20 protein-coding genes are annotated in these 21812 nt (G+C 67.1%); 15 read left to right on the top strand and 5 right to left on the bottom strand.

Going from position 1 to position 21812, the window contains the following annotated elements; genetic code table 11:
- Positions 1 to 72 precede the first annotated feature (72 nt).
- Positions 73 to 576 (top strand): GNAT family N-acetyltransferase, encoded by a 504-nt coding sequence (locus tag ACGLHR_RS06410; protein WP_400092743.1) that lies wholly within the window; start codon positions 73 to 75, stop codon positions 574 to 576.
- A gap of 175 nt (positions 577 to 751) precedes the next feature.
- Here the strand turns inward: ACGLHR_RS06410 and purM are convergent, their stop codons facing one another.
- Positions 752 to 1804: a phosphoribosylformylglycinamidine cyclo-ligase gene (gene purM / locus ACGLHR_RS06405; RefSeq protein ID WP_267604328.1), complete on the bottom strand. Its 1053-nt coding sequence runs from the start codon at positions 1802 to 1804 to the stop codon at positions 752 to 754.
- Between the two features lie 278 nt (positions 1805 to 2082).
- On the opposite strand from purM, the gene hda reads away from it, so the two are divergent.
- The 8 genes from hda (at position 2083) to ACGLHR_RS06365 (ending at position 8916) form a co-directional block, all read left to right on the top strand.
- Positions 2083 to 2790, top strand: coding sequence for a DnaA regulatory inactivator Hda (gene hda / locus ACGLHR_RS06400; protein WP_267604330.1), 708 nt, complete (start codon positions 2083 to 2085; stop codon positions 2788 to 2790).
- Between the two features lie 115 nt (positions 2791 to 2905).
- A complete protein-coding gene (locus ACGLHR_RS06395; RefSeq protein WP_400092741.1) occupies positions 2906 to 3580 on the top strand; it encodes an HAD family hydrolase in 675 nt (224 codons plus the stop codon).
- A gap of 1 nt (position 3581) precedes the next feature.
- A complete protein-coding gene (gene pcnB / locus ACGLHR_RS06390; RefSeq protein ID WP_400092739.1) occupies positions 3582 to 5201 on the top strand; it encodes a polynucleotide adenylyltransferase PcnB in 1620 nt (539 codons plus the stop codon).
- A complete protein-coding gene (gene folK / locus ACGLHR_RS06385; RefSeq protein ID WP_318230906.1) occupies positions 5201 to 5719 on the top strand; it encodes a 2-amino-4-hydroxy-6-hydroxymethyldihydropteridine diphosphokinase in 519 nt (172 codons plus the stop codon). The genes pcnB and folK overlap by 1 nt, the downstream gene beginning before the upstream one ends.
- A gap of 84 nt (positions 5720 to 5803) precedes the next feature.
- Entirely contained in the window at positions 5804 to 6445 is a 642-nt protein-coding gene (locus ACGLHR_RS06380) for a deoxynucleoside kinase (protein ID WP_267604338.1), read from the top strand.
- Between the two features lie 209 nt (positions 6446 to 6654).
- The gene (panB, locus tag ACGLHR_RS06375) at positions 6655 to 7476 is read left to right on the top strand and encodes a 3-methyl-2-oxobutanoate hydroxymethyltransferase (RefSeq protein ID WP_318230905.1); all 822 of its coding nucleotides are present in this window, start codon (positions 6655 to 6657) and stop codon (positions 7474 to 7476) included.
- Between the two features lie 13 nt (positions 7477 to 7489).
- Positions 7490 to 8188 carry an ABC transporter permease gene (locus ACGLHR_RS06370; RefSeq protein ID WP_400092737.1) on the top strand — a complete coding sequence of 233 codons (699 nt, stop codon included), beginning with the start codon at positions 7490 to 7492 and terminating at the stop codon, positions 8186 to 8188.
- Positions 8185 to 8916 (top strand): ATP-binding cassette domain-containing protein, encoded by a 732-nt coding sequence (locus ACGLHR_RS06365; RefSeq protein ID WP_400092735.1) that lies wholly within the window; start codon positions 8185 to 8187, stop codon positions 8914 to 8916. The genes ACGLHR_RS06370 and ACGLHR_RS06365 overlap by 4 nt, the downstream gene beginning before the upstream one ends.
- A 9-nt stretch (positions 8917 to 8925) precedes the next feature.
- On the opposite strand, the gene pabB is transcribed toward ACGLHR_RS06365, so the two are convergent.
- From pabB to ACGLHR_RS06345, 4 genes are all read right to left on the bottom strand, one after another.
- On the bottom strand, positions 8926 to 10848 hold the full coding sequence (gene pabB / locus ACGLHR_RS06360) for an aminodeoxychorismate synthase component I (RefSeq protein ID WP_400092734.1): 1923 nt from the start codon (positions 10846 to 10848) through the stop codon (positions 8926 to 8928).
- Between the two features lie 313 nt (positions 10849 to 11161).
- Complete coding sequence (gene dnaJ, locus ACGLHR_RS06355; RefSeq protein WP_318230902.1) at positions 11162 to 12310, bottom strand: molecular chaperone DnaJ; 1149 nt, start codon at positions 12308 to 12310, stop codon at positions 11162 to 11164.
- A 175-nt stretch (positions 12311 to 12485) separates the two neighbouring features.
- Entirely contained in the window at positions 12486 to 14495 is a 2010-nt protein-coding gene (gene dnaK / locus ACGLHR_RS06350) for a molecular chaperone DnaK (protein WP_400092838.1), read from the bottom strand.
- Between the two features lie 186 nt (positions 14496 to 14681).
- Positions 14682 to 15227: a cob(I)yrinic acid a,c-diamide adenosyltransferase gene (locus ACGLHR_RS06345; RefSeq protein ID WP_400092732.1), complete on the bottom strand. Its 546-nt coding sequence runs from the start codon at positions 15225 to 15227 to the stop codon at positions 14682 to 14684.
- A 239-nt stretch (positions 15228 to 15466) separates the two neighbouring features.
- Between ACGLHR_RS06345 and ACGLHR_RS06340 the strand changes: the two genes are divergently transcribed.
- From ACGLHR_RS06340 to glcE, 6 genes are all read left to right on the top strand, one after another.
- Positions 15467 to 16885 (top strand): FAD-linked oxidase C-terminal domain-containing protein, encoded by a 1419-nt coding sequence (locus tag ACGLHR_RS06340; protein ID WP_318230899.1) that lies wholly within the window; start codon positions 15467 to 15469, stop codon positions 16883 to 16885.
- A 14-nt stretch (positions 16886 to 16899) separates the two neighbouring features.
- On the top strand, positions 16900 to 17790 hold the full coding sequence (locus ACGLHR_RS06335) for a LysR substrate-binding domain-containing protein (RefSeq protein WP_400092731.1): 891 nt from the start codon (positions 16900 to 16902) through the stop codon (positions 17788 to 17790).
- A gap of 40 nt (positions 17791 to 17830) precedes the next feature.
- Positions 17831 to 18358, top strand: a complete 528-nt coding sequence (locus tag ACGLHR_RS06330) for a GNAT family N-acetyltransferase (protein ID WP_400092729.1) — start codon at positions 17831 to 17833, stop codon at positions 18356 to 18358.
- Between the two features lie 253 nt (positions 18359 to 18611).
- Positions 18612 to 20105, top strand: coding sequence for an FAD-linked oxidase C-terminal domain-containing protein (locus ACGLHR_RS06325; protein WP_318230896.1), 1494 nt, complete (start codon positions 18612 to 18614; stop codon positions 20103 to 20105).
- 2 nt (positions 20106 to 20107) lie between these two features.
- The gene (locus ACGLHR_RS06320) at positions 20108 to 21067 is read left to right on the top strand and encodes an ion transporter (protein ID WP_267604351.1); all 960 of its coding nucleotides are present in this window, start codon (positions 20108 to 20110) and stop codon (positions 21065 to 21067) included.
- A gap of 39 nt (positions 21068 to 21106) precedes the next feature.
- A partial coding sequence (glcE, locus tag ACGLHR_RS06315) for a glycolate oxidase subunit GlcE (RefSeq protein WP_400092728.1) occupies positions 21107 to 21812 on the top strand: 706 nt, incomplete at its 3' end.

The following is a 21812-nucleotide window of genomic DNA, read 5'->3' as shown; positions in this document are numbered from 1 at the left end:
CCACTGGGCGATAGGTGTGACGGATAAGCGATAATCGTCGTTTATATCTTGCCGATGACGTCAAATCCCGCCATGTCCGCCACCGACTTCGTACTGCGCCCCGCCACTTCCGACGACTGCGAGACCTTGCTCGCGCTGATCACGGGACTGGCCGAATACGAGAAGCTCACCCACCTGGTCGAAGCCACGCCGGAAAAACTGCGCGAAGCGCTGTTTGGCCCGCGCCCGCACGCGGAGGCCGTGCTGGTAGAGGTTCAAGGCGCGCTGGGCCCGCAGGCAGTCGGGTTCGCCTTGTTCTTCCACAACTTCTCGACCTTCCTGGCCAAGCCCGGGCTGTATCTCGAAGACCTCTATGTCGACCCCGCCTGGCGTGGCCATGGGCTGGGCAAGGTCCTGCTCAAGCATCTGGCGGCGCTGGCCGTGGAACGCGGCTGCGGCCGCTTTGAATGGAGCGTGCTGGACTGGAACACGCCGTCGATCGAGTTTTACCGGGCGATGGGCGCGGACGTGATGCCGGACTGGCGGATCTGCCGGGTCACGGGGGACGCGCTGGCGAAGCTGGGCGCGGCGGAGTGACTCGGCCCTTCCTACTGCGCGGGTTTTCTCCCCTCTCCCCCTGGGGGAGAGGGGAGAAACAGCCGTCGTCATGGCGCGCGGCTTTGGCCCGTTCGGCGGCTTCGTCAAGCGCTTGGCGGGCGTAAAAAAACGGCGCATGCCTGAGCATGCGCCGTTTTTCTTTGGAGCCGAACGCTCAGACCACGATGGTCTGCGCCTGGCCTTCTTCGCGTTCGCGGATCTCGCCGATCTGCCACACGGCTTCGCCGGCAGCCTGCAGATGACGGATGGCGCGGTCGGCGTCTTCCTTGGCAACGATCACCACCATGCCGATGCCGCAGTTGAACACGCGGTGCATTTCGTCGTCGGCCACGTTGCCCTGGGCTTGCAGCCACTGGAACAGCGGCGGCAGGGTCCAGGCGTCGCGCTGCAGCACGGCGGTGACGTTCTGCGCCAGCACGCGCGGCACGTTCTCGGTCAGGCCGCCGCCGGTGATGTGGGCCATGCCCTTGACCGGCAGCGTCTCGATCAGCGACAGCAGCGGCTTCACGTAGATGCGGGTGGGCGCCATGATGGCGTCCTGCAGGCGCTGGCCGTGGAAGTCGCCGTTCAGGTCCGGCTTGGCGACTTCGATGATCTTGCGCACCAGCGAGTAGCCGTTGGAGTGCGCGCCCGACGAGGCCAGGCCCAGCACCACGTCGCCCGGGACGATGGTGGTGCCGTCGATGATGCGGCTCTTCTCGACCGCGCCGACCGCGAAACCGGCCAGGTCATACTCGCCGTCGGGGTACATGCTAGGCATTTCGGCGGTTTCGCCACCGATCAGCGCGCAGCCGGACAACTCGCAACCGTGGGCGATGCCCTTGATCACCGTGGCAGCGGTTTCCACGTCGAGCTTGCCGCAGGCGAAGTAGTCGAGGAAGAACAGCGGCTCGGCGCCCTGCACCAGGATGTCGTTGACGCTCATGGCGACCAGGTCCTGGCCCACGGTGTCGTGGCGGTTGAGCTGGAAGGCCAGCTTGAGCTTGGTGCCCACGCCGTCGGTGCCGGAGACCAGCACCGGTTCCTTGTATTTCTTGGACAGCTCGAACAGCGCGCCGAAGCCCCCGATGCCGGCCATCACGCCTTCGCGCATGGTGCGCTTGGCGAACGGCTTGATGCGGTCGACGAGCGCGTCGCCCGCGTCGATATCGACGCCGGCATCGCGGTAGGAGAGGCCTGCCTGGCCGGAAGTGGGGGATGCGCTCATGGGAACCTGCTTGTCCTGGAGTATGAAGTGAGGAATGCGGCGCTCACGACGGCGATTTGCGGCCGCGAGTCCAGTAGAATCGCAATTTTAACGGATACGGGCTTCCGGCTTCCAGTTTCCGGTGCCCCGTGTCATCAAGTATTGTCCGCAGCCATTCCCGATGAAGATGATTCCGGCAGCCCCAGGCCATTCTGCCCGCGCCCTACAGGCGGTCAGCGCACGCCAGCCGCGACGCGTTTACCTGACAGATGACCCGTACCAAAAGTAACCGATAAGTCATGTTTCCGCGCCCCAAGCAGCTTTCGCTTGAACTTGGCAGTCCGCCGCCCTCGACCTTCGAGAATTTTTTCGTTGCCGTCAACCGCGAGCCGGTGCAGCGCCTGCGCGACCTGGCCACGGCGGTGGCGCAGGAGCGGGCCGCCGACCGCCTGATCTACCTGTGGGGCGAGGTTGGCTCGGGCCGTACCCACCTGCTGCATGCGGTCTGCGACAGCGGCTACCAGGCTGGCATCCGCTGCCGGTACCTGAGCCCGCATCACGCCTTGTCGGATTTCATCTTCGATCCGAGCTGCCAGCTCTACACCGTGGACGATGTGGAACTGCTCGACGAAGCGCGCCAGATCGCCGTGTTCTCGCTGTACAACGAGGTCCGGGCCCACGTGCGGACCGCCATCGTGGTGGCCGGCAGCCTGGCGCCGCTAGCCATGCCGGTGCGCGAGGACCTGCGTACGCGGCTGGGCTGGGGCCTGGTCTACCAGTTGGCGCCCCTGTCGGACGAGGACAAGATGGCGGCGCTGGTGCAGGCCGCGCGCGAGCGCGGGCTGCAGCTTTCGCCGGAAATCCCGCACTGGCTGGTTACGCGCAAGTACCGCGACATGCCCAGCCTGATGGCGCTGCTGGACGCGCTCGACACTTATTCGCTGGAGCGCAAGCGTGCCGTCACGCTGCCCCTGCTGCGGGAAATGTTTGCCGAGTTGCGCGAGTGAACCCGGGACTGCGCGCCAGCGCGCGTGGCCCATGGCATGCACCGTGCTTGACTTTGTTGGCATCCAGAGACGTTTAGAAAACCGTCACAGTCACGTTAATGTAAAATCGCCGCCCATGAATCTGGCATTGTTCGACCTCGACCACACCTTGCTCCCGACTGACAGCGACCACGAATGGGGCCGCTTCCTGGTGCGCCTGGGCGTTGTCGACGAGGAATTCTACCGCCGCAGGAACGACGAGTTCTTCGGCCATTACAAGGCTGGCACCCTGGATATCCAGGCTTTCCTGCGTTTCGCCCTGGCCCCGCTGGCTGCCAATCCGCGCGAGCGCCTGGAAGCGTTGCGCAGCCAGTTCATGCGTGAAGTGATCGATCCGGTCATCACGCCGCAGGCGCGCGCGCTGGTCTACAAGCATCTCGACGCCGGCGACCTGTGCGCCGTGGTCACCGCCACCAATAGTTTCGTCACCGCCCCGATCGCGGCGGCCTTCGGCATCAAGCACCTGATCGCCACCGAGCCGGCCACCGCCAACGGCAAGCCCGACGGCGCCTTCACCGGTGAAGTGGCGGGTATTCCCAGCTTCCGCGAGGGCAAGATCACCCGGGTGGAAGCCTGGCTAAAGAGCATGGGCACCCAATGGGATGCCTTCGAAAACACCACCTTCTACAGCGATTCGGCCAATGACCTGCCGCTGCTGGAGAAGGTCAGCGAACCGATCGCCGCCAACCCGGACGATCGCCTGCGTCACCACGCCGCCGCGTCAGGCTGGCGCATCATGGACCTGTTCTGACGTGATCAAAAAGCTAATCAACCGGCTGCTAGGCAAGCCGGGCACCCAGCAGCGCCCCGTCAAACGCCGTGGCCAGCGCGCCCATGCGCCGAACATCGTCGCGCATGCCGAGCACCAGATCGACCAGTCGCTGATCTCGCGCAACGCCATCAAGGTTACTTCGACGCTGCAGCAGGCAGGCTACGAGGCGTTTATCGTCGGCGGCGCGGTGCGCGACCTGTTGCTGGGCATCAAGCCCAAGGACTTCGACGTCGCGACCAACGCCACGCCTGACCAGGTGCAGGCGCTGTTCCGCCGCTCGCGCATCATCGGCCGGCGCTTCCAGATCGTGCACGTGACGTTCTATGGCGGGCGCGAGCAGGAGATCATCGAAGTTTCCACCTTCCGCGCGCTGGTCGACGCGGTCGCCAGCGAGACCTTGCCCGAAGGGCGGCGCCTCAAGCGCTCGGAACTCGACAGCAAGACCCACGCCATCGACGCCTCCGGCCGCGTGCTGCGCGACAATGTCTGGGGCTCGCAGGCCGAAGACGCGGAACGCCGCGACTTCACCATCAACGCGATGTACTACGACCCGGCCCAGCAGTTGGTGTACGACTACCACCAGGGCATGGAAGACATCCGCGCGCGCACGCTGCGCATGATCGGCGACCCGGTCACGCGCTACCGCGAAGATCCCATCCGCATGCTGCGCGTGGTGCGCTTCGCCGCCAAGACCGGATTCACGATCGACGAGGACACCCGCCAGCCGATCGCCGACCTCGCCTCGCTGATCCACAACGTGCCCAGCGCGCGCCTGTTCGACGAGATGCTCAAGCTACTGATGTCGGGCCATGCCTGGGCGTCGCTGCAGGAACTGCGCAAGGCCGGCCTGCACCGCGGCCTGCTGCCTCTGCTGGATGTCGCGCTGGAGCAGCCGATGGGCCAGCGCTTCGTGCAACTGGCGCTGGACAACACCGACCAGCGCGTGCAGGTTGGCAAGCCGGTCTCGCCGGGCTTCCTGTTTGCCGCGCTGCTGTGGCACCACGTGCTGCAGCGCTGGACCACGCTGCGCGAGGAAGGCGAGCATGCCATCGCCGCGCTCAACATCGCCATGGACGACGTGCTGGAACGCCAGACCGGCCAGCTCGCCATCCAGCGCCGCTTTGTCACCGACATGCGGGATATCTGGGGCATGCAGCCGCGCTTCGAGAAGCGCGTGGGCCGCATGCCGTTCCGCCTGATCGAGTCGCCGCGCTTTCGCGCCGGCTTCGACTTCCTCTACCTGCGCTGCGAATCCGGCGAGCAGCCGGCCGAGCTGGCGAAATGGTGGCAAGACTTCCAGGACGCCGATAGCCACGGCCGCGAAGACCTGATCGAGGCCGTGCGCCCGGTGCGCGGCGGCGGCAAGCAGGGCGGCGGCAGTGGCGGCGCGGGCCATGCCGAAGGCTTTGAGCCCGCCGGAGATGGCGACAGCGGCGAAATTGGCGACAGCGGCGGCCCGGCACGCAAGAAGCGCCGTCGGCGCAGTCCGCGGAAATCGGATAAAGTTTCTCCGCGGAGTGATATGGACGCGAGCCAGGAATCCGGCTCCACTGCAGACCGGAAAACCGGCAAGGTACGCGTCCAGCCGGAGGAATCGTAATGACACTTGCCTTTATCGGCATCGGAGCCAACCTGGGTGACGCCCGGCAGGCCCTGAAAGATGCCATCGTGTGCCTGGCCCAGCAGGTCGGCATCACGGTGCTGGCGAGGTCGTCGCTCTATCGCACGGCCCCGGTCGATGCGACGGGCGATGACTACTACAACGCAGTGGTCAAGGTAGAGACCTCGTTCACCGCAGCCCAGCTATTGCGCATCTGTCACCACATCGAGGATCAGTTCGGACGCGAGCGGCCTTTCCGCAACGCACCACGCACCCTCGACCTGGACCTGCTGGTCTTTGGCGACGAAATCCACCAGGACGAAAAGCTGGTGGTGCCACATCCGCGCGTGACCGAACGCGCCTTCACGCTGGTGCCACTGCTTGAGCTGGACGGCGAACTGGTCATCCCCGGCCTTGGCCGCGCGGCGGATTACCTGGCCGCGCTCAGCACGCAGCGTGTCGAGAAGATCTCCTTTTGCAAGTGCACGCGGCAGCCCGACGCGCGCAGCGATTCCTGAAGCCATGGCCGGCAGCGGCAAGCCGGCCCCGCTTCGTCCGCCCTGTACCGTGTAGTTCGCCCCCTTAGCCGACCGGACCCGCCCATGCTCGAACACCTGCGCCGCATCGTGGTGGAAGGCCCCATCGGAGCCGGCAAGACCGCGCTCGCGCAACGCCTGGCGCAAACCCTGCGCACCGGCGAATTGCTCGATGCGGCACGTGAAAATCCCTTCCTGGAACGCTACTACCGAGAACCCGCGCGCTATGCACTGCCGCTGCAGCTATCCCTGATGAACCAGCGCGCGCAGCAACTCAAGGCCTGGCAGGCGGCACTGCTGGCAGGCCAGCGCATGGTGGGCGATTTCCTGTACACCAGGGACCGCCTCTACGCCGGGCTGACGCTGCCCGAAGAGGAACTGGCGCTGTACGACGCCCTCGCCGCGCGCCTGCCGGCCCAAGGCCAGCGCGTGGATCTCGTGATCGTGCTGCAGGCCTCGCCCGCCTTGCTGCGCGAGCGCATCGCCCGGCGCAACGCACCAGGCGAGTCCAGCATCGACGATGCCTACCTGGAGCGGCTGTCAGATGCCTATGGCGAGCTGTTCCATCGCTACGACGAGGCGCCGGTCATGATCGTCGACACCGCACACTTCAGTCCGGTAGACAACGACGCCGATTTCCGTACACTACTGTCGCGCATCGAAAACATGCGTGGCCGCAAGGCCTTTCTCAATCTCGCTGCGCCCTGACAGGTTCCCGCCTGCCAGCCTTCACCATAACGACAGCAGTCGCTGCCGCGAATCCCGCGGCCCCGTCCAAGGGCCGAGCGCCTCGCGCAGAACGAACTGAAAGGGGCAAAGGCCTTGCCGCACGGATGCAGATGCGTTGATGCACGGATCATGAATGCACTGCGGCATTGCGGCCAGCCCGGCTCCCGTCTCTCTACCGGCCCAACGTCATGAGCTACCTCCTCGACCCCTCCCGCAAGACCGTCACCATCCCCAAGCTGCAAGCGATGCGCGCCGCTGGCGAAAAGATCGCCATGCTGACCGCCTACGACTCCAGCTTCGCCGCGCTGCTCGACTACTGCGGGGTCGAAGTGCTGCTGGTCGGCGACTCCCTTGGCAATGTCATGCAAGGCCAGCAGACCACGTTGCCCGTGACGCTCGAGCAGGTCGTCTATCACACCGAATGCGTGGCGCGCGGCAACCAGAGCGCGCTGCTGGTGGCGGACCTGCCGTTCGGCACCTATCCCACCCCGGAAGCCACCTTCGCCAGCGCCGTGGCGCTGATGCGGGCCGGCGCGCACATGGTCAAGCTGGAGGGCGGCGACTGGCTCGCGCCCACCGTCAAGTTCCTGGTCGAGCGCAGCATCCCGGTGTGCGCCCACATTGGCCTGACACCGCAGTCGGTGCACGCGCTGGGCGGCTTCAAGGTGCAAGGCAAGACCGACGAAAGCGCGGCGCAACTCAAGCGCGACGCGCTCGCGCTGCAAGCCGCGGGCGCCCAGCTGATCGTGATGGAAGCGGTGCCGGCTGCGGTGGCTGGCGTGGTCACCGGCCTGCTGACCATCCCGACCATCGGCATCGGCGCCGGCGCGGATTGCTCCGGCCAGGTGCTGGTGTTGCAGGACATGATCAACGTCTACCCGGGCCGCAAGGCCAAGTTCGTGCGCAACTTCATGGAAGGCGCCGGCTCGATCGAGGCTGCCGTGCGCGCCTACGTGGCGGCCGTGAAGGACGGCAGCTTCCCGGCCGTCGAACACACCTTCTCGGCCTGAGCGCGCGCCGGCGATGGAGATCGGTGCCGCCACCGTCGCAGCCTTTGCGCTTCTGGCCAGCGGTGACGGCGCCATCTGGTTCATCGTCTGGACCTCGCTGGTGGTGGCCGCGCTCGGGCTGGCGATTGCCACCGTGCCCGCCATCGGCGCGGCCTACCTGATCGCCACCCACGATTTCCCCGGACGGCGCGTGGTGGTGGTGATGGCGCAGGCCTTCCTTTCCTTCCCGACCGTGCTGGTCGGGCTGGTCCTCTACCTGCTGTTCACCCGCCACGGCCCGCTGGGCGAATTCTCATTGCTGTTTTCCCGCAGCGGCATGGTGCTCGGGCAGGCGGTGATCGGCTTCCCGGTGGTGCTGGCATTTGCCCTGTCCACCTTGCAGGGCGCGGATGCGCGCCTGCGTGAAACCGCCTGGGTACTGGGCGCCGGACGCTGGCGGACCTTGTTTACCGTCCTGCGCGAGCTGCGCTTTGGCCTGATGGCGGCGCTGGTGGCGGGCTTTGGGCGGGTCGTTGCCGAGGTAGGCTCGGCGTTGATGATCGGCGGCAACATCGAAGGCGCCACCCGGACCATCACCACCGCCATCGCGCTGGAAACCAGCAAGGGCGAATTCGCCCAGGGCATCGCGCTAGGCATCGTGCTGGTGGCACTGGCCGTACTGGTCAATGTGATGCTGGCGTGGCTGCAAGGCGCGGGAGGATTCCGACGATGAGCACGCTGCCCGCGCGCCGCACGCCTGACGGGCAGGCGTTGCCGCCTTCACAGCTGCCGCCGCTGCTGACGGTGCGCGGCCTGCGGCGCCAGGTGGGCGCGCGCCGCCTGTTCGATATTGCCGAGCTCGCCTTTCCGCGCGCCGCCGCCGTGGTGCTGACCGGCGTCAATGGCGCTGGCAAGAGCACGCTGCTGCGCATGGTGGCAGGGCTGGAGCGCGCGCCCGGCGCTACGGTGGCCTGGACCAGCGCGGACGGCACGCCGCGCAACGCCGCGCTCGATCCGCTGCCGGGCGCGCTGCGCCAGCGCATCGCCTACCTGCACCAGCACCCCTACCTGTTCCGCACCTCGGTACGCGAGAACATCGCCTATGGCCTGAAGGCGCGCGGCATGCCTGACGACGAAGTCAGGCGGCGCGTGGGCGCCGCGCTGGGCTGGGCCGGCATCACGCACGTGCAGGACACCGCCCCCGAACGCCTGTCCGGCGGCGAGGTGCAGCGCGTGGCACTGGCCCGCGCCAAGGTGCTGGAGCCCGATTTGCTACTGCTGGACGAACCCACCTCCAGCCTGGACGGCTACGCGCGCGAACAGGTGATCGGCCTGGTGCAGGACCTGGCCTCCGAGGGCCGCAGCGTGGTGATGGTCTGCCATGACCGCGACCTGATCAACCTGCCGGGCGTGGTGCGCTGGAAGCTCGGCGACGGGCGGCTGGATACGCGCCACCCCTGAGCGCTTGGCTCAGGCTTTTGCCGGCAACTCCGCGGGTAACACGCCCCGCAACGAATTGGCCAGCGCCAGCGCCTCGGCGCCAAGCACCATGGCCCGCGTGACAACCGCTTCACGCACCGCCCCGCCCAGGTACCGCGTGCCATCGGCCAGCACCGCCGCGCGCATCACGCCGGGCAGGATATCGGCGTCCAGCGGCGGCGTCAGCCACCCGCCATCCACCTTGACGAACACCGAGCTGCGCCCGCCTTCGAGCAGTTCATCGCGGGCATTGAAGAACAGGCTGTCGAACGCGCCAGCGCGTTCGGCAGCTTGCCAGCCGGCGTCATAGACGGCGCGCGCGCTGGTCTTGTGGCGGCGCAGCGCGTCCGCCACCGGCAGCGCCTGCGCTGCCAGCAACACCTGCGCCGGGACCGTGGCGAGCGGCGCCAGCAGGCCGTGGGCGACAGTGAAGCTGCCCGCCTTGTCCAGCGCCAGCCGCAAGCGCCAGGTGCCGGCACCAAGAGCCGCCACGGCCGCATGCACGGCAGCCACCGCGCGGGCACGCTCGAAGCCAAAGCCGAAGCAGGCCGCGGAAGCCGCCAGCCTGGCCAGGTGCTGATCCAGGCGCTGGCACTGCCCGTCTTGCACCCGCATGGTTTCGAACAAGGTAAAGCCCGGATCGTGCGCGGTCAGGAAGCGCGCCTTCCAGCCGCACTCGGCAAATTCGCCCGCGGCGTCGCTGTCATGCACGATGCCGCCGCCCACGCCCATCTCGCCCGCGCGCAGTCCGTCGGCACCCTGCACGCCCAATACCAGCGTGCGGATGGCTACCGACAGGGCAAAGGCACCCGGCCATGCCTGCGCTTGCCCCGCGCCGGGCGCGTCGATCCAGCCGAGCGAGCCGGTGTAGAGGCCGCGCGGCGCGCGCTCCAGTTCGCCGATGATCTCCATGGTGCGCCGCTTGGGCGCGCCGGTGATGGAGCCGCAGGGAAACAGCGCGCGCAACAGGTCAGCCAGGCTGGTGCCGGCGCGCGCCTTGGCGGTGACGGTGGAGGTCATCTGCAGCACCTGGCCGAAGGGCTGCACCACGAAGCGATCGGGCACGGCTACCGTGCCAGGCACCGCGACGCGGCCCAGATCGTTGCGCAGCAGGTCGACGATCATCACGTTCTCGGCGCGGTTCTTGGCGTCGGCCGCCAGCGCCAGCGCGGCCTCGGCATCGCGTGCGTCGTCGCCCGTGCGCGGCGCCGTGCCCTTCATCGGGCGGGTGAGCAATTGACCCTGGCCGTCATGCCGGACGAACAATTCCGGCGACAGCGACAGCACCCAGCCATCGCCCGGCAGCCGCACCAGCGCGCCGTAGGGCACCGGCTGCGCGGCACGCAATGCTGAATAGAGCGCCAGCGGATCGCCAAACTCGGCAAAGCGCAGGCGCTGCGTGAAATTGACCTGGTAGGTGTCGCCAGCTTCGATCCACTGGTGGATGCGAGCAATGGCGGCATGGAAAGCCGGCTCCGGCGTGTCAGCCAGGACATCCATCAGGCCGGCTGGCTCATCCGAGGGCTGCGCCAGCCATTGCGCGACCTGCGCCTTGTCCAGCCGATGCATCTCCCTGAACCACAGCAGGCGCAACGCGCCATCGTGCAAAGGCAATGCCTGATCGACATGGACCGGCACGCCAACCAGCGGGCCGCCGAATTCGTAAGGCGCAAACAACGTGGCGTGCCAGCCTTGGCGCCAGCCTTGGGCCAGCAAGGCGTCGAGCGTGCCGAGGGCTGAGGCGTCTGGCAGCACGTCTTCGCGGGCGAAGCCGGTGTACAGGCGCGAGGATGCCTCGCCGGATACGGCGGTAGCGTCGTCGAGCAGGACGAAGGGCTGGGCGACGCTGGCCGGGCCGGATACGGGCGCTTGCGGGATTGAGGAAGAAGACGAGCGGGTCGGGGAGACAGCCACGGCAAATCACCAGCGTAAATTGAGGTCGCCAGGAGGCGGGCGATATCGCATTATCGCGCGCCCGCCCTCTCCCCCGGCCCCTCTCCCACAAGTGGGAGAGGGGAGTAAACCCACGGCACCTGAGAAGCCGCGGAACGGGCCAAAGACCGCCCGCCATGACGACGGCTTTCGCTCCCTCTCCGCTCGGGGGGAGAGGGCCGGGGAGAGGGGTGGCTAGGAGCCACCTGAAGCGAAGCCCACGGTTTGAGCGCGCCCAAAAACAAGAAAGGCCGGCCACGCATCTGCGCGTGGCCGGCCCCATACCGTAACCGGATCAGCTGAAGAAGCTCTTCACCTTGTCCAGCCAGGATTGCTCCTGCGGGCTGTGGCGCGAGCCGCCTTCATGCACCGAGCGGTCGAACTGGCGCAGGATGTCCTTCTGCGCCTCGGTCAGCTTGACCGGCGTTTCCACGTTCACGTGCACGTAGAGGTCGCCGGGGTACCCCGAGCGCACACCCTTGATGCCCTTGCCGCGCAAGCGGAAGGTCTTGCCGGGCTGGGTGCCTTCGGGCACCGGGAAGCTGGCCTTGCCGCCCAGCGTGGGCACTTCCAGGTCGCCGCCCAGCGCCGCGGTGGCGAAGGAGATCGGCATCTGGCAGTGCAGGTCGTCGCCGTCGCGCTCGAACACCGCGTGCTGCTTGATATGGACTTCCACATACAGGTCGCCCGGGGGGCCGCCGTTGATGCCCGGCTCGCCATTGCCCGACGAACGGATGCGCATGCCCTCGTCGATGCCGGCGGGAATCTTCACTTCCAGCGTCTTCTGCGACTTCAGCTTGCCCTGGCCGTGGCACTTGGTGCACGGCTTGGGGATGTGCTTGCCGGTGCCGTGGCACTTGGGGCAAGTCTGCTGCATCGAGAAGAAGCCTTGCGACACGCGTACCTGGCCCGCGCCATGGCAGGTCGGGCAGGTTTCGACGCTGGAGCCGGGCTCGGCGCCATTGCCGTGGCAATGCTCGCACTCGTCCCAGTGGGGCACGCGGATCTGCGCATCGTGGCCGTGGGCGGCCTGCTCCAGCGTGATTTCCATGCTGTAGCGCAGGTCGGCGCCGCGGTACACCTGCGGGCCGCCGCCACGGCGTCCGCCGCCAGCCTGGCCGCCTTGCTGGCCAAAAATATCGCCGAAGATGTCGCCGAAGGCTTCGGCGAAACCGCCGTACCCCTGGCCGCCGCCGCCGAAGCCGCCCGCCATGTTGGGGTCGACGCCGGCATGGCCGTACTGGTCGTAGGCGGCCTTCTTCTCGGGGTCCGAGAGCATCTCGTAGGCCTCTTTGACCTCCTTGAACTTCTCTTCGGAATCCTTGCTGTCCGGATTGCGGTCCGGGTGGTGCTTCATCGCCAGCTTGCGATAGGCCTTCTTGATCTCGTCATCGCCGGCGTTCTTGCCCACCCCGAGCACTTCGTAAAAGTCACGTTTTGCCATGGTGGCTGCTTACCTGATGGGCCCGGAAGCGTCCAAAGCCCGCCCGGGCGAAATAGCAAAAAAGCCGAGCGAGGCATTCGACGGCGGTAACCCGCTTGGTCCAATGTCCGTCGCCCGGCGTCGGGATGGGGGCTGGCGCTGGTGTTAAGCACCGCGCCCCCGCCCCGCTCTTCCATTACTTCTTGTCGTTGACTTCCTTGAATTCGGCGTCCACGACGTTGTCGTCCTGCGCATGGGCATGCTGCTGATGGCCCGCGCCGGCAGCACCGGCACCGGCTGCGCCCGCGGCACCCGCCGCACCCGCTTCGCCTGCCTGGGCTTGCATGTCGGCATAGACACGCTCGCCCAGCTTCTGGCTGGCTTCGGACAGCGCGCTGACCTTGGCATCGATCTCGGCCTTGTCGCCGCCGCGTGCGGCGTCTTCCAGTTCCTTGATCGCGGCTTCGATCTTTTCCTTCTCGCCCGCTTCCAGCTTGTCGCCGTATTCGGTGACAGCCTTCTTGGTCGAGTGGATCAGCGCGTCGGCCTGGTTGCGGGCATCCGCCAGCTCACGGGCCTTCTTGTCTTCCTCGGCGTTGGCCTCGGCGTCCTTCACCATGCGCTGGATCTCGTCTTCCGACAGGCCCGAGTTCGCCTTGATGGTGATGCGGTTTTCCTTGCCGGTCGCCTTGTCCTTGGCGCCCACGTGCAGGATGCCGTTGGCGTCGATGTCGAACGAGACTTCGATCTGCGGCGTGCCGCGTGCGGCCGGCGCGATGCCTTCGAGGTTGAACTCGCCCAGCAGCTTGTTGCCGGTGGCCATTTCACGCTCGCCCTGGAACACCTTGATGGTCACGGCCGGCTGGTTGTCGTCGGCGGTCGAGAACACCTGCGCATGCTTGGTCGGGATGGTGGTGTTCTTGGTGATCATCTTGGTCATCACGCCACCCAGGGTTTCGATACCCAGCGACAGCGGCGTCACGTCCAGCAGCAGCAGGTCCTTGCGGTCGCCCGACAGCACCGAGCCCTGGATCGCGGCGCCAACGGCGACGGCTTCGTCCGGGTTCACGTCCTTGCGTGCTTCCTTGCCAAAGAATTCCTTGACCTGTTCCTGCACCTTGGGCATGCGGGTCATGCCGCCGACCAGGATCACGTCGTCGATTTCGCTGACCTTGACGCCGGCATCCTTGATGGCGATGCGGCAGGGCTCGATGGTGCGCAGGATCAGTTCCTCGACCAGCGATTCCAGCTTGGCGCGGGTCATCTTCAGGTTCAAGTGCTTCGGACCCGAGGCATCCGCCGTGATGTACGGCAGGTTGATTTCGGTCTGCTGCGAGCTCGACAGTTCGATCTTGGCCTTTTCAGCAGCTTCCTTCAGGCGCTGCAGCGCGAGCACGTCCTTGGACAGGTCAACGCCCTGGTCCTTCTTGAACTCGGCGATGATGTAGTCGATGATGCGCTGGTCGAAGTCTTCGCCGCCCAGGAAGGTGTCGCCATTGGTCGACAGCACTTCGAACTGCTTCTCGCCATCAACGTCGGCGATCTCGATGATCGAGATGTCGAACGTGCCGCCACCCAGGTCATACACGGCGATCTTGCGGTCGCCCTTCTCGTTCTTGTCCAGGCCAAAGGCCAGCGCGGCCGCTGTCGGCTCGTTGATGATGCGCTTGACGTCCAGGCCTGCGATGCGGCCAGCGTCCTTGGTGGCCTGGCGCTGCGAGTCGTTGAAGTACGCCGGCACGGTGATCACGGCTTCGGTCACCGGCTCGCCGAGGTAGTCTTCGGCGGTCTTCTTCATTTTGCGCAGCACTTCGGCGGACACCTGCGGCGGTGCCAGCTTCTGGTCGCGCACGGACACCCATGCGTCGCCGTTGTCGGCCTTGACGATGGTGTACGGCATCAGGCCGATGTCCTTCTGCACTTCCTTTTCTTCGAACTTGCGGCCGATCAGGCGCTTCACCGCATACAGGGTGTTGCGCGGATTGGTCACCGCCTGGCGCTTGGCCGGCGCGCCCACCAGGATCTCGCCGTCTTCCATGTAGGCGATGATCGAAGGGGTGGTACGCGTGCCTTCGGCATTTTCGATCACCTTGGGCGTATTGCCTTCCATGATCGCGACGCAGCTATTGGTGGTACCGAGGTCGATACCGATGATCTTACCCATTATTCTCTCCTCTTGAGCCCCGCTATCCGCGGGGACTGCAATTCATCCTGAGGCCGAAATGTGGCCGTCCGGGGCCATTTCAAGGGCCGGAAGTGCAAATCCGACTAAATTTCTCGGCTTCTCCCTCTGATCAACGGCTGGCTGGCTGGGCCACGTTGAGGGGTATTAGAAGACGTTGCGCGCCAAGCGTGGTTTTTGTGCCTCTTGCGCCACCAAAAACAGGAGCGGCTAGCGGCCTCGCTGCCACAGGACATCGCTGCCCCCGCCGGCCCGGTTGAGCACGCGCGCCAGCACGAACAACAGGTCGGACAAGCGGTTCAGGTACTGGCGCGGCGCCTCGTTCAGGGCTTCCTGCGCGCCCAGCGCCACCAGCGCGCGCTCGGCGCGCCGGCACACCGTGCGGCACACATGCGCCACCGCCGCAGCCCGGCTGCCGCCTGGCAGGATGAATTCGGCCAGGCGCGGCAGGTTGGCATTGTAGCGATTCAGCCATTCGTCGAGCTGCAGCACCTGCTCGGGCTTGACCAGCACGTAACCGGGGATGGAGAGCTCGCCGCCAAGGTCGAACAGGTCGTGCTGGATGTGCAGCAAGGCCGAGCGGACGTCGTCGGGCAGCGTCTCGGTAAGCAGCACGCCAAGGTTCGAGTTGAGCTCGTCCAAATCGCCGATGGCGGCGATGCGCAGGCTGTCCTTGCTGGTGCGGCTGCCGTCGCCAAGCCCGGTGGTGCCGGCATCTCCGGTGCGGGTGACAATCTTGGAGAGGCGATGGCCCATGCGGGTCTCCTGCGTTGGCGAATCCAGCATTATGGCGCGCATCGGGCCCTTCGCGTTAGCGCGCGGCCTGGCGCCGGGTGGCTGTTGCGGCGCCCGCCCCGCGAGCCAGCCCGGGCGCGGCGTAGAATATCGGGATTCGCTTGATACGCTACCGGGTGCGAGTGCCGGCACCGTTCAGCGCGGCCCTGCAAAGGCCGGCGCTGCACGGCCCCGGCCCCCACAGACCCGCCGGAGACGCCATGAACCAACCCCTTGCCCACGCTGCGCTGGTGCGCCAACCCCTGCCCGCCGCCGTGCGCGACGCCCTGCAGGCCCGCTTCGGCGAACGCTTCTCCACCTCCCCCGGCGTCTGCGACCACCATGGCCGCGATGAATCGCCCTTCCCGCCGGCAGCGCCGGACGGCGTGGTCTTCGCCCACACCACCGAGGAAGTGGCCGAGGTGGCCCGCCTGTGCAACGCGCACCGTGTGCCGCTGATCGCCTACGGCGCCGGCTCTTCGCTCGAGGGCCACCTGCTGGCGGTGGCCGGCGGCATCAGCCTGGACCTGTCGCAGATGAACAAGGTGCTGTCGGTGCAACCCGAGGACCTGAACGTGACGGTGCAACCGGGCGTGACCCGCAAGCAGCTGAACCAGGAAATCAAGGACTCCGGCCTGTTCTTCCCGATCGACCCGGGCGCCGATGCCTCGCTGGGCGGCATGTGCGCCACGCGCGCTTCCGGGACCAACGCGGTACGCTACGGCACCATGCGCGAAAACGTGCTGGCGCTGACCGTGGTCACCGCCGACGGGCGCATCATCAAGACGGGCACCCACGCCCGCAAGTCCTCCGCCGGCTACGACCTGACCCGCCTGATGATCGGCAGCGAAGGCACGCTGGGCATCATCACCGAGGTGACGGTGCGGCTGTACCCGCAGCCCGAAGCCATCTCGGCAGCCATCTGCAGCTTCCCCAGCATGGGCAGCGCGGTGCGGGCGACCATCGAGACCATCCAGCTGGGCGTGCCCGTCGCGCGCGTGGAGTTTGTCGACGCGCTGGCCATCCGCGCCATCAACCGGCACGACAACCTGTCCATGCCGGAGATGCCGCACCTGTTCTTCGAATTCCATGGCACCGAGGCCGGCGTCAAGGAGCAGGCCGAGACCGTGCAGCAGATCGCCGCCGACAATGGCGGCCAGGGCTTCGAGTGGGCCACGCGGCCGGAAGACCGCAGCCGCCTGTGGAACGCGCGCCATACCGCGTACTTCGCCATGCTGCAGCTCAAGCCGGGCTGCAAGGCGGTCACCACCGACGTCTGCGTGCCGATCTCCCGCCTGGCCGATTGCGTGACCGAGACCGAACGCGACCTCAATGCGTCCAGCCTGCCCTGCCCCATCGTGGGCCATGTGGGCGACGGCAATTTCCACGTCGCGATTCTCACCGATCCTGAAAAGCCAGAAGAACTCGCCGAGGCCGAGACCATCAACCGGCGCATCGTGGAGCGCGCGCTGGCCATGGGCGGCACCTGCACCGGCGAGCACGGCGTGGGGCTGCACAAGATGGATTTCCTGGTCAGCGAGCACGGCGAAGACGCGCTCGACCTGATGCGCGCTATCAAGAACGCGCTCGATCCCAACCACATCCTCAACCCGGGCAAGATCTTCCGCCCGGTGCGCTAGCGGACCGGCACGGCATGGCATCCGTGTTCAACCGCGTCCCGCCGCTGCACCTGCTGATCGCGTTCGAAGCCGCCGCCCGGCTGGGCAGCTTCGCGCGCGCGGCAGAGGAGCTGTCGGTCACGCCCAGCGCGGTGTCGCACCGCATCAAGAACCTCGAGGAACTGTGGGGCGAGGACCTCTTCGTGCGCGCCAATGCCGCGCTGCGGCTGACGGCCGCTGGCACGCGCTACCTGCGCAACGTGCAAGATGCCCTCAAGTCGCTCAACGAACTGGCCCGGCCCGAGTACAACAAGCAGCGCACCCGCCTGCGCGTGGCGATCCCACCCACCTTCGGCCGCCAGCACCTGGTGCCGCGCCTGCCCGAGTTCACCGCGCTGTACCCGCACATCGACACCGAGCTGCACCTGGCCATCCCCTTCCTGGACGTGAAGGCGGAAGACACCGATGTGGAGATCCGCTACGGCACCGGACGCTACCCCGACCTGAAGACCACCAAGCTGCTGGTCGAGCCGGTGTTCCCGGCCTGCGGGCGCGAGTACTACGAGCGCATTGACGGCCGCGCCATCACCAGACCCGAGCACCTGCACAACCTGGTGCTGTTGCGCAGCCCGCTGGAGCCCTGGAAGCCCTGGTTCGAGACCGCCGGCCTGGACTGGCCCGAACCCCAGACCGGCCCGCAATTCAACGACATCGGCCTGATGCTGGAAGCCATCGCCTCCAACCAGGGCGTGGCGCTGGTGCGCCAGCGCATGGCCCGGCACTGGCTGTCGCTGGGCCAGATGGTGCGGCTGCTGGATATCGAATCGGTATCGCCGCACGGCTACTACATCGTCGAGCGCGAACAGGCCCCGCTCAAGCCGGAGGCGCGGTATTTCGTCGACTGGCTGCTCAGCCTGGACTGGTAAGACTGGCTGGCTGTTCGGCCGGCCCCCGGAGAAGAACCCCATGCAGATCCGCCCGCTAACCCCCGCCGATGCCAGAGCCTTCCAGGCGTTGCGCCTCGAAGGCCTGCTGGAAGCGCCCGCTGCCTTTGGCTCCAGCTTCGAGGAAGAGAGTGACCTGCCGCTGGCCACCATCGCCGGCCGCCTTGAGGCAACGCCCGAAAAGGCTGTGATCGGCGCCTTTGAAGCCACCGAGGGCGGCACCGCGCTGGCCGGCGTGGTCGGGGTGATGCGCGAGGACAAGGTCAAGCAGCGCCACAAGGCCTTTATCTGGGGTATGTATGTAGCGCCGGGCTATCGCGACCGGCGTCTCGGGCGGCAGCTCATGGAGCAGGCGATGGCGGTGGCTGCCGCCATGCCCGGCCTGCGCCAGGTCACGCTCTGCGTCAACGTCATCAATGCGCCCGCGATCGCGCTTTATGAAGCCATGGGCTTCGTGCGCTACGGCGTGGAGCCGCAGGCGCTCTATGTGGCACCGGACTATCACGACAAGCTGGAAATGGTGCACATGCTGGCGCCGCGCGGACAATAAGGCGCCCTATCGACGCCTTGCGCCGCGCCGGTGCTAAGCTGGATTGGTACCGGCCAGCTCGCGAGGCTCCTGCGCGACACCGCCCGCATGGCACGTTCCGGGCCAATGCCGTCATGAGCGATTTTGATCGGCCTGCCATGCGGAATTCACGTCGCCACAGGGCTGCGCAGCCACCTGGCTGCGCTATAGTCCTTGCTCCCCACCCGCTCCCGCCCTGCCATGGCGGGCGCCGGCGGCCATAACAGGAGTTGCCATGAACGCCCCGCACGAAGCCTCACTGGTCGCCGACGACACACGCCGCAACGCGTTGCTCGCGGGCCTGGCGAAAATCCTGCCCGATGCGGCGTTGCTGTGGAAACCCGAGGACACCGTGCCCTACGAGTGCGACGGCCTGGCGGCCTATCGCCAGGTGCCGATGGCCGTGGCGCTGCCCGACAACGAGGACCAGGTCTGCGCCATCCTGCGCCTGTGCCATGCGCTGCAGGTCCCCGTGGTGCCGCGCGGCGCCGGCACCAGCCTGTCGGGCGGAGCCATGCCGATCGCCACCGGCCTGGTGCTGTCGCTGGCCAAGTTCAAGCGGATCGTCAGCGTGGACGCGCGCTCGCGCACCGCGGTGGTCCAGCCCGGCGTGCGCAATCTCGCCATCTCCGAGGCCGCCGCGCAGTACAACCTCTATTACGCGCCCGATCCTTCGTCGCAGATCGCCTGCACCATCGGCGGCAACGTCAGCGAGAACTCGGGCGGCGTGCATTGCCTGAAGTACGGCCTGACGGTGCACAACGTGCTGCGCGTGCGCGCCGTCACCATGGAAGGCGAAGTGGTAGAGTTCGGCTCGGAAGCGCCCGACGCGCCGGGGCTGGACCTGCTGGCCGCGGTGATCGGCTCCGAGGGCATGCTGGCGGTGGTGACCGAGGTCACCGTCAAGCTGATCCCCAAGCCGCAGCTGGCGCAGGTGATCATGGCCAGCTTCGATGACGTGGCCAAGGGCGGCAACGCAGTGGCCGACGTGATCGGCGCCGGCATCATTCCGGCCGGCTTGGAAATGATGGACAAGCCCGCCACCGCCGCGGTCGAGGAATTCGTGCGTGCCGGCTACGACCTGGACGCCGCCGCCATCCTGCTGTGCGAATCCGACGGCACGCCGGAAGAGGTGGCCGAGGAAGTGGAGCGCATGAGCGAGGTGCTGCGCGCCTCAGGCGCCAGCCGCATCCAGGTGTCGCAAAGCGAGCCCGAGCGGCTGCGCTTCTGGAGTGGGCGCAAGAATGCCTTCCCCGCCGCCGGCCGCATCTCGCCGGACTACTACTGCATGGACGGCACCATCCCGCGCAAGCACATCGGCACGCTGCTCAAGCGCATCGAGGAGATGGAGCGCAAGTACGGCCTGCGCTGCATGAATGTGTTCCATGCGGGCGACGGCAACATGCATCCACTGATCCTGTTCGATGGTGCGGACCAGGACGAATGGCACCGCGCCGAGCTGTTCGGCTCCGACATCCTGGAGAGCTGCGTGGAGCTCGGCGGCACGGTGACCGGCGAGCACGGCGTGGGCGTGGAAAAGCTCAACTCGATGTGCGTGCAGTTCTCCGCGGAGGAGCGCGAGATGTTCTTCGGCGTCAAGGCGGCCTTCGACCCGGCGCGCCTGCTCAACCCCGACAAGGCCATTCCCACGCTGGCGCGCTGCGCCGAGTACGGGCGCATGCATGTGAAGCGCGGCCTGCTGCCGCATCCCGACCTGCCGCGTTTCTGAACATGGCCGGTCCCAACGCCACGCAACGCGCCCGCAGCAGCGCGCAAACCCGCCAGCGCCTCGGCAAGCCCGAATCGGGCTGGCGCGAGCGCTGGTACACCATCATCTTCGAGGCCGACACGCGCAACGGGCGGCTGTTCGACATCACCTTGCTGCTGGCCATCGTCACCAGCGTGCTGATCGTGGTGTTCGACAGCCTGCCGGCCGTGAACCTGCGGCTGGGCCGCGTGTTCACGGTGCTGGAGTGGCTATTCACGCTGTTATTTACCGCCGAATACGTGATGCGCATCCTGGTGGTGCGCCGGCCGCTGCGCTATGTGTTCAGCTTCTTCGGCGTGGTCGACTTCCTGTCGATCATTCCGACCTGGCTCGCCTTCTTCGTGCCCGAGCTGGCGTTCCTGATCGACGTGCGCCTGCTGCGGCTGCTGCGCGTGTTCCGGATCCTCAAGCTGACGGTGTATTTCGAGGAGGCGCAGATCCTGTACCGCGCGCTGGCCAACAGCCGGCGCAAGATCTTCGTCTTCCTCGGCACGGTGTTCATCATCACCGTGATCCTCGGCACCGTGATGTATGTGGTGGAAGGCCCGCAGCACGGCTTCACCAGCATCCCCGTTAGCATGTACTGGGCGGTGGTGACGCTGACCACCACCGGCTTTGGCGACATGGTGCCCAAGACACCGCTGGGCCAGTTCATCACCTCGCTGACCATCCTGCTGGGCTACGGCATCATTGCCTTTCCCACCGGCATCGTGGGCGCCGAGCTAGCCGCCAGCATCATGAAGCGGCCACTGACCACGCGCACCTGCAACCATTGCCTGACCGAAGGCCACGAACCCGACGCCGGCTACTGCAAGCACTGCGGCACCGAGCTGCCGCCTTACCAGGACGAGAGCGAACGCGAGCCGGCAGGCTCCCGCGCACCCGCCGAGGCGCCAACCCGCCGCCCCACTTCTTCCGCCTGACTTAGTTCAAGCCGACACCAGCCAGCCACCATGCCAGCCATGCCATCCGATCAGCAAGCCACCCTCACCGCCTTTCGCGATGCCATCCGGCATGCCACCGACACGCGCGCGCCGCTGCGCCTGCGTGGCGGCGGCAGCAAGGATTTCTACGGCCAGCAAGCGCAAGGGGCGCTGCTCGACACGCGTGCCTACACCGGCATTGTCGACTACGACCCGCCCGAGCTGGTGATCACCGCGCGCTGCGGCACGCCGCTGACGGAGATCGAGGCGGCGCTGGCCGAGCGGCGCCAGATGCTGGCGTTCGAGCCGCCGCATTTCAGCACGGGCGCCGATGGCAGCGACGTGGCCACGATCGGCGGCGCGGTGGCCGCCGGCCTGTCCGGCCCGCGCCGGCAGGCGGTGGGCGCGCTGCGTGACTTTGTGCTGGGCACGCGCGTGATGGATGGCCGAGGCGACGTCCTGAGCTTCGGCGGCCAGGTGATGAAGAACGTGGCCGGCTATGACGTCTCGCGCCTGATGTCCGGATCGCTCGGCACGCTGGGACTGATCCTGGAAGTCTCGCTTAAAGTGCTGCCGGTGCCCTTCGACGACGCCACGCTGCGCTTTGCGCTGGACGAGGCCGCGGCGCTCGACCGCCTCAACGACTGGGGCGGCCAGCCCCTGCCGATTGCCGCCTCGGCCTGGCACGACGGCGTGCTGCACCTGCGCCTGTCGGGCGCGGCGGCCGCGCTGCGCGCCGCGCGCG

The sequence above is a fragment of the Cupriavidus sp. CuC1 genome (assembly GCF_044627735.1).
GTDB lineage: Bacteria > Pseudomonadota > Gammaproteobacteria > Burkholderiales > Burkholderiaceae > Cupriavidus > Cupriavidus ulmosensis.
Note: the sequence above shows the minus strand (reverse complement) of the source record. Positions and strands in the feature narration are given on the sequence as shown.